The 13,659-nt window shown below is 67.5% G+C and carries 10 protein-coding genes and 5 pseudogenes; 9 read left to right on the plus strand and 6 right to left on the minus strand.

Going from position 1 to position 13,659, the window contains the following annotated elements; all coding sequences use genetic code 11:
• Nucleotides 1-115: 115 nt before the first annotated feature.
• Both IT882_RS04815 and IT882_RS04820 read right to left on the minus strand, forming a co-directional pair.
• The gene (locus tag IT882_RS04815; protein ID WP_195693401.1) at nucleotides 116-1,135 is read right to left on the minus strand and encodes a sensor histidine kinase; all 1,020 of its coding nucleotides are present in this window, start codon (nucleotides 1,133-1,135) and stop codon (nucleotides 116-118) included.
• On the minus strand, nucleotides 1,132-2,016 hold the full coding sequence (locus tag IT882_RS04820) for a response regulator transcription factor (protein WP_324253924.1): 885 nt from the start codon (nucleotides 2,014-2,016) through the stop codon (nucleotides 1,132-1,134). The genes IT882_RS04815 and IT882_RS04820 overlap by 4 nt, the downstream gene beginning before the upstream one ends.
• On the opposite strand from IT882_RS04820, the pseudogene IT882_RS04825 reads away from it, so the two are divergent.
• Both IT882_RS04825 and IT882_RS04830 read left to right on the plus strand, forming a co-directional pair.
• Nucleotides 1,988-2,354 (plus strand): annotated as a pseudogene (locus tag IT882_RS04825) (FKBP-type peptidyl-prolyl cis-trans isomerase). The gene IT882_RS04820 and the pseudogene IT882_RS04825 overlap by 29 nt on opposite strands.
• Before the next feature lie 174 nt (nucleotides 2,355-2,528).
• Complete coding sequence (locus IT882_RS04830) at nucleotides 2,529-3,092, plus strand: YceI family protein (protein ID WP_195693402.1); 564 nt, start codon at nucleotides 2,529-2,531, stop codon at nucleotides 3,090-3,092.
• A 70-nt stretch (nucleotides 3,093-3,162) separates the two neighbouring features.
• Here the strand turns inward: IT882_RS04830 and IT882_RS04835 are convergent, their stop codons facing one another.
• Both IT882_RS04835 and IT882_RS04840 read right to left on the minus strand, forming a co-directional pair.
• Nucleotides 3,163-4,470 (minus strand): MFS transporter, encoded by a 1,308-nt coding sequence (locus IT882_RS04835; protein WP_195693403.1) that lies wholly within the window; start codon nucleotides 4,468-4,470, stop codon nucleotides 3,163-3,165.
• Nucleotides 4,470-4,691, minus strand: coding sequence for a DUF167 domain-containing protein (locus IT882_RS04840; protein WP_195693404.1), 222 nt, complete (start codon nucleotides 4,689-4,691; stop codon nucleotides 4,470-4,472). The genes IT882_RS04835 and IT882_RS04840 overlap by 1 nt, the downstream gene beginning before the upstream one ends.
• A 145-nt stretch (nucleotides 4,692-4,836) precedes the next feature.
• Between IT882_RS04840 and rpsO the strand changes: the two genes are divergently transcribed.
• The 7 genes and pseudogenes from rpsO to IT882_RS04875 all read left to right on the plus strand — a co-directional run bounded on the left by rpsO (nucleotide 4,837) and on the right by IT882_RS04875 (nucleotide 11,642).
• Nucleotides 4,837-5,106, plus strand: coding sequence for a 30S ribosomal protein S15 (rpsO, locus tag IT882_RS04845; RefSeq protein WP_195693405.1), 270 nt, complete (start codon nucleotides 4,837-4,839; stop codon nucleotides 5,104-5,106).
• Nucleotides 5,107-5,276: 170 nt separating this feature from the next.
• Nucleotides 5,277-6,238: pseudogene (gene efeU / locus IT882_RS04850) on the plus strand (iron uptake transporter permease EfeU).
• Entirely contained in the window at nucleotides 6,219-7,451 is a 1,233-nt protein-coding gene (efeO, locus tag IT882_RS04855) for an iron uptake system protein EfeO (RefSeq protein ID WP_195693406.1), read from the plus strand. Before efeU ends, efeO begins: the two are co-directional and overlap by 20 nt.
• Nucleotides 7,452-7,453: 2 nt before the next feature.
• A pseudogene (gene efeB / locus IT882_RS04860) lies at nucleotides 7,454-8,742 on the plus strand (iron uptake transporter deferrochelatase/peroxidase subunit).
• 47 nt (nucleotides 8,743-8,789) lie between these two features.
• Nucleotides 8,790-9,713: an alpha/beta fold hydrolase gene (locus IT882_RS04865; protein ID WP_195693407.1), complete on the plus strand. Its 924-nt coding sequence runs from the start codon at nucleotides 8,790-8,792 to the stop codon at nucleotides 9,711-9,713.
• A gap of 88 nt (nucleotides 9,714-9,801) precedes the next feature.
• Nucleotides 9,802-10,997 (plus strand): annotated as a pseudogene (locus tag IT882_RS04870) (LLM class flavin-dependent oxidoreductase).
• A gap of 1 nt (nucleotide 10,998) precedes the next feature.
• A pseudogene (locus IT882_RS04875) lies at nucleotides 10,999-11,642 on the plus strand (FMN reductase).
• 21 nt (nucleotides 11,643-11,663) lie between these two features.
• On the opposite strand, the gene IT882_RS04880 reads toward IT882_RS04875, so the two are convergent.
• Together IT882_RS04880 and IT882_RS04885 are read right to left on the minus strand one after the other, a co-directional pair.
• Entirely contained in the window at nucleotides 11,664-12,347 is a 684-nt protein-coding gene (locus IT882_RS04880) for a response regulator (protein ID WP_195693408.1), read from the minus strand.
• Nucleotides 12,344-13,612: an ATP-binding protein gene (locus IT882_RS04885; protein WP_195693409.1), complete on the minus strand. Its 1,269-nt coding sequence runs from the start codon at nucleotides 13,610-13,612 to the stop codon at nucleotides 12,344-12,346. The genes IT882_RS04880 and IT882_RS04885 overlap by 4 nt, the downstream gene beginning before the upstream one ends.
• Nucleotides 13,613-13,659: the final 47 nt, after the last annotated feature.

Genomic DNA, 13,659 nt, shown 5'->3' on the forward strand with positions numbered 1-13,659 from the left:
CGGTCGGGAGATCATCTCTACCGTCAGTCAACGCGACCGTGCCGTGGTCCTCTACATAACCAGAGAGCTCGTCACGGGTCCGTAAGAACTCCCGTGGCCGGCTCCGCGGTGCGGCTCAGGCGGGGGTGCTGTCGTCGAGCCCGGTCGCCGGCAGCCGCAGGCTCACCGTGCAGCCGTCGGCCGGCGCCGTTCCGACGATCGTCACCTCGCCGCCGTGAGCGCGCGCAACCTCGTCGGCGATCGCCAGGCCGAGCCCCATCCCGCGGGCGGATCGAGCTGTGTCGCCGCGCCACCCGGGCTCGAGAAGGTGGGGAAGATCGCTCGCGGGAATTCCGCCGCATCCGTCCGTGACCGAAACCACGGCATGGTTGGCGTCCCGCGTTGTTGTAAGAAGAACGCGACCGCCCGCGGGAGTGTGCTGGACGGCGTTGGTGATGATGTTGGTCACGGCGCGAGTGAGTTCGCGAACCTCGACCTCGACGATGTCGCCGCCGAGGGCCGTTGCCTCGATCTCGACGCCTTCCGCGGCAGCCAGCGGTGAGACCGAGGCCACGGCGTCGGAGACGATGTCATCCAGCGAGGCCGGGGTGATGTCGCGGCGGCGCTGCGCGTGCAGCCGCGAGAGCTCCACGATGTCATCGACCATCGCATCCAGCCGGTCGACTTCGCGCACGATCCGCGCGGGTGGGTCCTCGGGGGCGCTGTCTTCGGCAACGGACTCGGCCAGGGCACGGATGCCGGCAAGCGGCGTCCGCAGATCGTGCGAGAGCCAGCGCACCGTTTCCCGGCGCGAGTCCTCAACCTCGCGGGCGCGCTGCCTGTCGGCCCGTTCGGCGGCTGCTTCCCGCTCGATCGCTCGGGCGCGTCGTGCGAGCACGAGCCCGACCAGAAGTGCGAGCGGCGCGCAGGCGGCGAGCACGATGAGCAGGGTCTGCGAGGTGTGGTCGTCGATGAGCATCTGACGGGTGGCGACGGCGACACCGGCAGCCAACGACGCGACGACGACGAAGGGTGCGGCGATCGCCGCGACGACGGGTTTGGACCGCGGGAGGGCGGCGACGATCGCGGTTCCGGCGAGCCCGACTCCCGCCGTGGTCAGGATCGATAGGACTACCGCGTTCTCATCCGGAGTCACGGGCTGACCGCCGTATCGGTCGCATCCCACCGATATCCCTTGCCGAATACCGTTGCCAACCGCGTCGGGTGGGACGGGTCAGTCTCGATCTTCTCCCGCAGGCGCCGCACGTGCACCGTCACCGTCGAGGGGTCCCCGACGTTCCAGCGCCACACCTCGCGGATGAGGTCCTCACGGCTGTGGACGACGCCCGGGTGTTGCAGGAACCAGACCAGAAGGTCGAACTCGCGGGACGTGAGTGAGAGGCTTTCCCCGCCTCGGAGGGCGCGGCCGGCGGCGACCTCGACACGCAGGTCGCCGTCGACGAGAACGCCGGAGGGCTCGGCCGCTGTCGCGGTCGTGCGGCGCAGCAGCGAGCGGATGCGCAGGTCCAGCTCGCGGAGACTGTAGGGCTTGGTGATGTAGTCGTCAGCGCCGGCCAGGAGGCCCTGGACTCTCTCGTGCTCCTGTGTGCGCGCGGTCACCATGATGAGGGGGAGGTCCCGTCGCATCGCGCGAAGTCGTCTGGTCACGTCGAGTCCACTCATGCCGGGGAGCATCAGATCGAGGAGGACGAGGTCGACGGGGGCCTCGGCGAAACGTGAGACGGCGTCATCGCCGTCACCGACGGCGATGACCTCGTGTCCGGCGCGGGTCAGGTACGCGGCCACGGTCTCGCGCATCGTCCGATCATCCTCGACGAGCATCAGACGCACCACGCGCCCACTATAGGCATCCGTGGGCTGCCCGCCGCCGGCACAGGCGTTGACGTCAGCAGTTCGTAAGTTCTTGCGCTCGAGTCGGTCGCGCGGTCCAGCCCGCGCGCGTGATGCCGCGTTGCGCGCCGCGACCGGCTCTGGTGGGATGGTGAGCATGACTGATGACCGCACCAAGCCCGACATCGATGCCCCCAGGGCCCTGCTCCGTCCGACCTCGTCATTCGTGACCTGATCGTCGGTGAGGGCGCCGAGGCGAAGCCCGGTGACAGCGTCACCGTGCACTACGTGGGCGTCGAGTATGACTCGGGGAGGAGTTCGACTCGTCGTGGAACCGTGGGGAGAGTATCCAATTCCCGCTGCGCGGATTGATTCAGGGGTGGCAGGACGGCATCCCGGGCATGCGTGAGGGCGGTCGCCGCGAACTCGTCATTCCGCCGCACCTGGCCTATGGTCCCGCCGGCGGCCACTTCCTCGGCGGAAAGACCCTCATCTTCATCATCGATCTGATCTCGGTCGGCTGAGTTTCTCTCACGCGGCGGCGGATGCCTCGGCATCCGCCGCCGCGTCATGTCTGCGGATGACCGTGCGGTGACAAACGGGGAAATTTTTCCATTCACGGGAATAGAGCGCCCGGGCTGTGCCGTTGGGCCTCTTGTCGCCGCATGGTGACCCAGACAAACTCCCGAGGAGAAACTATGACCGAAACGACGACCGTCGAGATCCCCGGCTACCGCGTCGGTACGTGGCAGCTGGATGCGTCGCACAGCGAGGTTCGCTTCACCGTTCGGCACATGATGATCTCGAAGGTGCGTGGCACCTTCGGTATGAAGAGCGCGACGTTCGTGACTCCCGCGAACCCGCTCGAGACCACCGTGACCGCCTCGGTCGACGTGACCTCCGTCGACACCAACGACGAGGGGCGTGACAACCACCTCCGTTCGGCTGACTTCTTCGACGCCGAGCAGTACCCCACGATGGACTTCGTCTCCACCGGCGTGCGTATCGAGGACGGCGACTTCTTCGTCGACGGCGACCTCACCCTTCACGGCATCACCAAGCCCGTGACCTTCGAGGTGGAGTTCGGCGGCTTCGGTACCGACCCGTGGGGCAACTACAAGGCAGGCGCCACCGCCAAGGCTGTCATCAACCGCGAGGAGTTCGGCCTGAACTGGAACGCCGCGCTGGAGACCGGCGGCGTGCTGGTGGGCAAGGACGTCACGATCGAACTCGACCTGCAGGGTTCCCTCCAGGCCGACTGAGGTTCGAGCCACAACGACGGCGGGGCGGATGCTGCGGCATCCGCCCCGCCGTCGTCCGTGCTGCGCGCGATCAGGGAACCGGATTGTCGGCGTCGTAAGCCCGGAACCCGGGACTCAGGCGCACCAGCGTCGTCACGATCGCGAGGATGAGCAGCCCACCCAGCAGCGGCGGAAACCAGAGAGTCGTGACGGTCGCGAGAGTGCCCGCGTAGAGCGCGCCGACCCGGGGTCCTCCGGCGACGACCACGATGAAGATGCCCTGGAGCCTGCCCCGGATGCTGTCGGGAACTGCGGACTGCATCATCGTCGATCGGTAGATGGCGCTCACGTTGTCTGCCCCACCGGCCACGACCAGCACCAGCACCGCGAGCGCGATCAGCGGAATGTTCGGTGAGGTCTCGCTCACGCCGGTCGGGGCGCCGACGCCGAAGGCCCCCGCCAGCAGCACGCCGCCGAAGACCACGATGGCGCCGCCGTAGACGAGGATCGCGAGTTCGATTCCCAGCCCGTGCGCACGATATCGCCCGATGCGACCCGAGAAGAGGCTCGAGAGGAATGCGCCGGCGGCGAATGCCGCGGTGAGGACGCCGGTGGTGATCGGGCCGCCTCCGAGGAGGACGGCGCCGATCGCCGGGAAAAGGGCGAGCGGCTGCCCGAACGTCATCGCGGTGATATCGAGGATGTACTGCAGCCGGATGTTTGCCGCCCGCCGCAGGAAGGCGATGCCGTCACGGAGTGACTCGAGGCCGGGCCGAACGATCTCGCCTTCGGGAACGATGCGGGGGAGCGTCCAGAGGCCGAGGAACAGCGAGGTCATCAGGACGACATCCACGGAGTACGTCCATGCGTAGCCGACTGTCGCGACCAGAACGCCAGCGAGAGCGGGGCCTGCCATCACCATGATGCCGACCGTGATCCCCTGCAGGGCAGCTGCCGCGGGCAGAAGCTGACGCGGAAGGAGCCGGGGAACGATCGCGGAGCGCGTTGCGAGCACCACCGAGTTCGCTGCCGAGTTGACGATGCTCAAGGTATAGAGCGACCACACCGACTCGAGCTGCGTCCAGGCGAGGATCGCCAGCGCGGCGGTGGACACGAACGTGATGCTCGCGGCCAATAGGGCCACCAAGCGTCTGTCGAACGCGTCAGCGAGCATCCCGCCGTACAGCCCGGCGATGACCATCGGCACGAGCCCGACCACGGCGATCATCGAGACGGCGAAGGTGCTCTGCGTGAGGTCGTACACGTGCAGCATGACGGCGACGATGGTGAGTTGACCGCCGAGGCCCGCGAGCGTGGACCCGATCCACAGCCGTGCGAACGCGGGGCTGGCGCGGAAGGGCCGGAGATCGAGGAACTGGTCACGCGAGAGGCGTGCCATCAGATGTCGACCTCGACCTGCTTGATGCGGGCCGAATGCCCCCGCACGATAGAGACGCGGCTCGGCGAGGTGCCGAAGTGCTCGGCAAGCACCCGGGGGAGAGCGGCGTTGGCAGCGCCCTCGCGGCCCGGCTCACGGAGATAGACGACGAGATCGGTTCCCACCGTCTCGACCAGGGGACCGCGCCGGCTCCCGGGTTTTACTCGAACGGTGATGCGCACCCGACGAGGCTACTCTGGCGCTCGCTCGTGGGTGCGTCTTCGATGCTGGTAGACTTGTGCGGTTGCCGTTCGATCGGCCGCGGATGAAGAGAGCTCGCACATCAGGTGACGGGCGCCGCGCAACGAGGAGAGAGGGGATCGTTCTATGGCACTGGAAGCAGAAGTCAAGAAGGCGATCATCGAAGAGTATGCAACGCACCCCGGTGACACCGGATCCCCCGAGGTGCAGGTCGCGCTCATGACGCAGCGCATCAAGGACCTCACGGAGCACCTGAAGGAGCACAAGCACGACCACCACTCGCGTCGTGGTCTGTTCCTGCTCGTGGGTCAGCGCCGTCGTCTGCTCGGCTACCTTCAGGACATCGACATCGCACGGTACCGTTCGTTGATCGAGCGCCTGGGTCTTCGCCGCTAACGCAGCGCACCCGCGTATATCGCTTTCTCGAAGGGCCGCCCCACGGTGTGGGGCGGCCCTTTGTCATGTCCGGGGCGGGAAGAGTTGCTCCGATGATCGCCGACGAGTAATGTCTCGGATGACTTAGGTAAGCCTTACCGACATAAATCCGTCCCACCTCGAGGTTCTTCGTGCTCGCGAGCTTTCTCATCGGCCTTCGCGAAGGTCTGGAGGCCGCGCTTGTCGTCGGCATCTTGATCGCGTACCTCACGCAGCTGCAGCGACGCGATGTCCTGCCGCGCCTCTGGCTGGGCGTCGGGGAGCAGTTGCGCTCGCCCTCGCGATCGGAGCGTTCTTCACGTTCGGTACCTACGCGCTGACCTTCGAAGCCCAGGAGATCATCGGCGGCACGCTGTCGCTGCTGGCTGTCGCGATGGTGACCTGGATGGTCTTCTGGATGCAGGCCCATGCGCGAACGCTGGCGGGAGGTCTGCGCAGCGGCGTCGACCGGGCTATCGCGACCGGGGGACTGTGGGGAATCGTCGTCCTCGGGTTCGTGTCCGTCGCTCGAGAGGGCGTCGAGACGACACTCCTGCTGTGGTCGATGGTGCAGTCGCTGGGCAATACGCCGGAGGCTCTCGCGGGCGCCGTTCTCGGCATCCTCTGCGCGGCAGTTCTCGGGTGGCTTGTCGCCCGCGGGATGCTGCGCCTGAACCTCCGGCTCTTCTTCACGTGGACGGGTGCGTTTCTGATCCTCGTCGCCGCGGGGGTCCTCGCGTATGGGATTGGCGATCTGCAGGAAGCTGGCGTGCTGCCCGGGCCTTTCACCGCGATAGCCCCGGTCCAGGACACTGGCGTGGTCGCGGTTGGCTGGGCAGCTTTCCCCTTCGGCTGGGCATTCGATCTGACCGGAGTCTTCGACCCAGTGAGTGCCCCTGCTGTCATCCTGCAGGCGACCATCGGCTTCACCGCGCGCATGAGCTGGCTGCAGGTGATCGCCTGGGGCCTCTACGTCGCCATCGTCGGCACGGTGTTTCTCGCCCGCGCGTTCGCGGCACGCCCGCGGCCCACGCCCGCCCCTCTTGCCCCGAGCATCCGCTCGTCCGATCTCACTCCCCACAGCAAGGAGACCCATGAAGACTCTCTCTCGTAGCCTGGCGCTCGTTGCGGCGACCGCAGCCGGTTCCCTCATCCTCGCCGGGTGCGTCGCCCGGGCCGATCAGGCCTCCGGTGACGCGCTCACTGTCACCTCCACGGATGACGCGTGCGAGATTTCGGCAGCCAGCACGACCAGCGGCACCCTGAACTTCGAGGTCACCAACGCCGGATCGGAGACCACCGAGTTCTACCTTCTTGCCAGCGACGGGCTGCGGATCGTCGGCGAGGTCGAGAACATCGCCCCCGGCGCGTCCCGAACCCTCACGGTGCTGGCCCAGCCGGGCGACTACTACACGCTGTGCAAGCCCGGGATGGTCGGCGAGGGTGTGGGCCGTGCCGCGTTCACGGTCAGCGGAGATGCTGTCACGGTGGATGCCGAAGATGCCGAGCTCAAGCAGCAGGCTGTCGACCTGTACGCGGCGTTCGTCAAGGATCAGGTCGGACAACTGGTGCCGGCTGTGGACGAGTTCGTCGCCGCCTATGTGGCCGGCGACGACGAGACCGCCCGCGAGATGTTCCCCCAGGTGCGGGCGTACTACGAGCGCATCGAACCTGTCGCCGAGTCGCTGGGCGATCTGGACCCGCGCATCGACTTCCGCGAGGTCGACGCTGTCGCCGATGGAATCGACTGGACCGGCTTCCATCGCATCGAGAAGGACCTCTGGGTCCCTGCTTCCGATGCTCTCAACTCCGATGGTGCAACGTCGGCATGGAAGGACTGGGCGCCCTCGACGCCTGAGCAGCGTGCCGATTTCGGTGACCTGCTCATCGCGGACGTGCAGGAGCTCTACGACTACGTGCACAGCGAGGAATTCGTCGACGCCCTCGAATCGCAGGGCATCGCGGGGATCTCCAATGGCGCTATCGCGCTGCTGGACGAGGTCGCGACCGGCAAGATCAGCGGCGAGGAGGACTGGTGGTCGGGTACCGACCTGTACGACTTCGCTGCCAACGTCGAGGGCTCGAAGATGGCCTTCTCGCTCGTGCGGGACTTCGCCGTCGCAAGCGGGCCCGACGGGGAGGAACTCGTCGCGCAGATCGACGACGGCTACGCCCGGCTTGACGCGGAGCTGGCGGCATTCGGATCGCTCAGCGACGGATTCGTCGCCTACGGCGCGTTGACGGAGGCCGACAAGCGCGCACTTTCTGATCAGATCAATGCGCTCGCCGAGCCGCTCTCGCAACTGACGGCGACCGTTCTGGAGTGATCATGACCGATCCCGAATCGCAGGGGCGCCCCGGAGCCGGGCTGAGCAGGCGAGGTCTGCTCGGCCTGGCACTGGGCGCCGGTGCCGCGGGCGTTGCGGTCGGCGTCGGCGGCGCCGCGCTGGTCGCACGCGCTACCGACCCGAGGGCAGCATCACCCGCCGATACGCATCCCTTCTTCGGGGAGCACCCGTCCGGGATTACGACGGAGGTGCAAGACCACCTGCACTTCGCGGCGTTCGATGTCATGGATACGACCAGCCGGGACGAGCTCATCGAGTTGCTTCAGGACTGGAGCTATGCCGCCTCGAGGATGATGCTCGGCCTCGAGGTGAGCGCGTCGGGCGCGATTGGCGGCTCACCAGACGCGCCACCGGACGATACCGGCGAGGCGCTTGGGCTGCCGGCGAGCAACCTGACCATCACCGTCGGATTCGGGCCGACGCTGTTCCGCACCGACGAGGGGCCGACCGTTTCGGTCTTGCGGATCAGGCTCCGCCGGCGCTCGCGATGCTGCCCCCGTTTCTCGGCGACGACCTCGACCCCGGACACAGTGGCGGGGACCTGTGCATTCAGGCATGCGCCGATGATCCGCAGGTCGCCGTGCACGCTGTGCGCAACCTCAGTCGCATCGCTTTCGGGAGAGCGCGACTGCGCTGGTCTCAACTCGGGTTCGGGCGCACCTCCCGGACGTCTGCGCAGCAACAGACCCCGCGCAACCTCTTTGGATTCAAAGACGGCACCGCCAACCTCCTCGCCACCGACGAGCAGGCCCTTGCCGAGCACGTCTGGGTCTCGACGGAGGACGGCCCCGCGTGGCTGGCCGGCGGTTCGTATCTCGTCGCTCGAAAGATCGCGATGAAGATCGAGACGTGGGACCGGGTTCGTCTTGCCGAGCAAGAACAGATCACCGGCCGCACCAAGGGCAGCGGTGCACCCCTGAGCGGCGGAGACGAATTCACTCCGCCCGACTTCGCCGCCGCGTGGGGATCCGGCATGCCCACGATCGACCCGGCATCCCACGTCGCCCGCGCGCACCCCGACGCCAACGGCGGCATCCGGATGCTGCGCCGTGGCTACAACTACGTCGACGGCAACACGGCCCTGGGCAGGCTCGACGCTGGCCTGTTCTTTCTCGCGTATGTGCGCTCGCCCGAGCGCTTCATCACCGTCCAGAGGTCGGTCGCGACGGACCTCATGATGGAGTATCTCCTCACGATCGGGTCGGGGATCTGGGCTGTACCCCCGGCGCCGGCCGAGGGTTCCTTCATCGGCGCGGCGCTGTTCGCGTAGCCGGAATGCCGCCAGAGCGTGCGTGCCTGGAGTAGTCTCGGGCGTCGATGACGCTTACCGATGACGCTCGAGAACGGGACGCCGCGATCCCCGATCTCGACTGGCGGGTCTTCCCGGCGGGCACTGTGCGCGACGACCTCGATGCCCCGAGCGGGCGCCTCGCGCGCGTGAGTCTGGGAACCGGAACTCGGGGGAGGGTCGTGCTCTTTCCGGGCGTGACCGGTTCCAAAGAGGACTTCACGCTCATGCTGCCGCTGCTTGCTGAGGCCGGCTACCGGGTCGAGGCGTACGATCTCGCTGGCCAGTACGAATCGCGGGATGCCGGACCCGAGAACCTCGACCCGCCCCGCGCGCGGTACGACTATCCGCTGTTCATCGACGATCTGACGGCAGTGCTCGAGTGTCGGCCGGGCCCCGCGCACGTCCTCGGCTACTCCTTCGCGGGTCTCGTGTCACAACTGATCCTCGCCGAGCGGCCCGAACTGTTCGCCACGCTGACTCTGCTTTCGACGCCGCCAGCGACCGGGCAAGTTTTCCGAGGAGTCAAGCGGATCGGGCGCTTCAGCAGTCTTGCGGGTCCGCGAAGCGGCGCGTCTTTGCTGCTCTGGGGCATCCGGAACAACTTGAACCGGGTCCCGCCGCAACGGATCGCGTTCGTTCGCGAGCGGTTCGCCCTCACGCGGCGAGAGAGCGTCGACGACATCGTGGGTCTCATGATGCGGATGCCGGATGTCGCCGACGCCGTGCGCGCCGCATCCGTGCCCACGCTCGTCGCGACAGGGGCGCACGATCTCTGGTCGACCGAGCAGTACCTTTCCTACGCCCAGCGCATCGGCGCACAGGTCGCGGTGTATGAGACGGGACACAGTCCGTGCGAGACCGCGCCCCATCAACTGGTTCGTGACATGCTCGCGATGTTCGCGGAGGTCGATGGCCCGGCCGACGGGTCCGGAACCGAGGCCGGGGAATAGAACCGTCGCGGTCGCGTTGCACAAGATACATTCAGTTGCATAGATCGGTCCTCACCCCGGGCCGAGAGCGGAGAGCACGATGAGCCAAATGCAGTTCGGGATCTTCACGGTCAGCGATATCACCGAGGACCCGACGACCGGGCACACTCCCAGCGAGGCCGAGCGGATCCGCGCGACCCTGCAGATCGCCAAGCACGCTGAAGAGGTCGGGCTCGATGTCTTCGCCCTCGGCGAGCACCACAATCCGCCGTTCTGGTCTTCTTCACCGACGACCACGCTCGCCTACATCGCGGGCCAGACCGAGCGCATTCTGCTCTCGACGGCCACGACCCTCATCACCACCAACGACCCGGTCAAGATCGCGGAAGACTACGCGATGCTCCAGCACGTTTCGGGTGGCCGGGCCGACCTCATCCTGGGACGTGGCAATACCGGCCCTGTCTACCCGTGGTTCGGGAAGGACATCCGCCAGGGACTGAACCTCGCGGTCGAGAACTACGCGCTGCTGCATCGGCTGTGGCGCGAGGATGTCGTGGACTGGCAGGGCCAATTCCGCACGCCCCTGCAGGGCTTCACTTCGACGCCGCGGCCGCTCGACGGCGTGCCCCCGTTCGTCTGGCACGGCTCGATCCGCACGCCCGAGATCGCCGAGCAGGCCGCGTACTACGGCGACGGGTTCTTCGCGAACAACATCTTCTGGCCCACCGAGCACTTCCAGCGGCTGGTCACGCTCTATCGTGAGCGGTTCGCGCACTACGGTCACGGCACTCCGGAACAGGCGATCGTGGGCCTGGGCGGACAGGTGTTCATGCACCGCAACTCCCAGGAGGCGGTGCGGGAATTCCGCCCCTACTTCGACAACGCCCCGGTGTACGGGAACGGGCCCAGCTTGGAAGACTTCACCGAGATGACGCCGTTGACGGTCGGCTCGCCGCAGCAGGTCATCGACCGGTACGCGGCGATGCGGGATCACTTCGGTGACTACCAGCGCCAGATGTTCCTGATCGATCACGCCGGCCTGCCCCTGAAGACCGTGCTCGAGCAGCTGGACATCCTCGGCGGCGAGGTCGTTCCGGTGCTCCGAAAGGAGCTCGCGAAGGATCGCCCGGCGGGCGTTGCCGATGCGCCGACTCACGAGCGCCTCGTGGCAGCGGCCGGGGGAGCGCGGGAAGCTCGCCCCGTCCTAACCGCGGTGACAATGTCACGGGTGGTTCGCCCTACCGGGACAGCGCTCCGCTTGCCGGCGCCGCGTTCGGGGCCGCCGCGACCCGTCAGGGGGCGTGAGATGACCACGCGACGTCTTGCCGTTGTCGCCGCAGGGCTCTCCAACCCGTCATCCACGCGGCTGCTCGCCGATCGGCTGACAGAGGCCGTCCGTGCACAGCTCGCCGAGCGGGAGATCGAGATGGGGGTCGATGTGGTCGAGTTGCGTGAGCACGCTCACGCGATCACCGACAACCTCCTCACGGGGTTCGCTCGTCCCGAGCTCGCTGCCGCGATCGAGACGGTGACGTCGGCGGATGCCGTCATCGCCGTCACCCCGATCTTCACGACAAGCTACTCGGGTCTGTTCAAGTCCTTCATCGACATCCTTGATCCGGATTCGCTGCGCGGGATGCCTGTGCTGCTGGCCGCCACCGGGGATCGCCGCGGCACTCGCTCGCGCTCGACTACGCGATGCGACCGCTGTTCACGTATCTGCATGCTGAACCCGTCTCGACATCCGTTTTCGCGGCCGCCGAGGACTGGGCCGGCGACGGGGAGGGCGCGACCTCGCTGCGGTCCCGAATCGACCGGGCAGCCGGAGAGCTTGCGGAGGCTGTGACCCGACGCGCGTCTGCCTCCATCGCCGACCCGTTCGATCCGGCGACCTATCTGGGTGAGGGACGGTCGTTCGAGAGCCTGCTCGGCGGTGGCGCCGGCGACTGATCGGCGTTCACGACCGCGGTCTCACCCTTTCCAGCGGTACTCCGTCTCGGGGCGTCCGGGTGCGCCGTAGCGCGGCGCCCGCGTCACGCGATCGGACTCGGCAAGGAACTCGAGGTAGCGCCGCGCCGAGACGCGAGACATCCCCAGATCTGCGGCGCACTCGGTAGCAGACCTGGCGGGGCCCGGGCGCAGCACCTCGACGATCCGTTGCAGCGTCTCGGCAGAGAGCCCCTTGGGAAGCTCGGGCGCGGTGAGGGGTCGCCGTGCCCCGAGCAGGGCGTCGATTTCGGCCTGCGTTGCGGCACCCGATGTGCCGTGGACGCGATCCCGGTACTCGCGGTACTGTTCGAGCCGGTCCCGGAAGACGGCGAACGAGAAGGGCTTCACGAGGTACTGCACGACCCCTAAGCCCACCATCTGACGGACGACCTCCGCGTCGCGCACTCCCGTGACGGCGATCACGTCGACGTCAGCTGCCCGCGCGCGGACGTGGCGGAGGACATCCAGCCCCGTGCCATCGGGCATCGTGATGTCCAGGAGCACGAGATCGATCGGGTGCTCTGTGCGTTGCTCCAGGATCGCCGACACTGCTGCGCGGGCGCCGGTGCATTCCGCGCTCACGCGGAAACCGGGCACGCGCTCGAGGTACGTGCGGTGCAGTTCGAGAGTGAGCGCGTCGTCGTCAACCACCAGGACAGAGATCATTGCAGCCTCCCCGGCAGGATCACCTGGAACGTCGTCGGATCGTTGCTGTAATCGACCGCCCCGCCGGCGGCCTCGACAAGGGAGCGAACGAGAGCGAGCCCCACGCCTCGCCCCGTCGTTCCCGCAGGCTTGGACGAGTAGCCGTGTTCGAAGATGCGCTCGCCGACATCCGCAGAGATGCCCGGACCCGAATCCGACACGCGGATCTCCAGCGCTCCGCCGCCGGCGCGGGCGAAGACGACACGGACCCAGCGTGGTTCGTCGCCGACCGACGCGGCATCGAGGGCGTTGTCGATGAGGTTTCCGACCACCGAGACCCCGTCAATGCCGCTGAGTGTGCTCCGGGGTGCGAGCGGGTCGATCTCGGCATCCCAGCCGACGCCTCGTTCCCGCGCCTGCGCGGCCTTACCCAGCAGCAGGGCCCCGACGGTGGGATCGCCGTCGCGACGCGCGGCGACTTGATCGACCAGTTCCTGGCTCTGCCGGGACGTTTCGGTCAGGATGTCGATGGCCTCCTGCGTCCGTCCGAGCTCGAGGAGCGCGACCGCCGTGTGCATCCGGTTGCCGTGCTCGTGGGTCTGCGCGCGCAGCGCTTCGCCGAGGGTCCGAACCGATTCGTAGGAGGACACGGCATCTCGGACCTCGCTCGTGGGAAGGTCTCCGGCGAGGCGACGCGTGAACCTGCGCGCCGCGAGTGCCGCGGCAATGCCGAGCGCAGTCAGCACGGCTGCGAGGCCGAGAACGAAGGGCATCCGTGCCCACACCTGCTGTCCGAGGCTGCTCACCGTCACGCCCACAGCTGCCAGCCCGAGGATCTCTCCGTCAGCTTCTACCGGAACCACCGAACGGACGGACGGGCCGAGCGTTCCCGTGAACTCCTCGGTGATCGTGCCCCCTTGTTGCGCGGCTGCGATCGTGCCGAGGTAGGGCTTGCCGATCTGAGCGGGGTCCGGATGCGTGAGTCGAATACCGTCGGGACGCATCAGCGTGATGAAGTCCACGGGGGTCGCGTCGATGAGGCTCAACGCGTAGGGCTCGAGGGCCGCGCTGGCTGCGGTATCGGGCTGCGACATCGCCTCGATCACCGAGGGTGTGCGGGCGAGCGTGTTCGCCAGTGACAGCGTGAGTGCCTCCGCATCGGCGCGCTCGGAGTTCTGCGCGTCGACTGCCAACAGCGTCGCGAGAACCGCCGAGATCGTCACCACGCAGGCCAGGAGCACCACGAAGACGCGGGATGCCGCACTGCTGCCGACCCTGCTCGCCACGCGGCCCCTCCCTTCGGGCTCGACACGTCCAATACGACCACAACTCC

Origin of the sequence: Microbacterium schleiferi (assembly GCF_015565955.1) — a bacterium.
In the GTDB taxonomy this organism is placed as follows: Bacteria; Actinomycetota; Actinomycetes; order Actinomycetales; family Microbacteriaceae; genus Microbacterium; species Microbacterium schleiferi_A.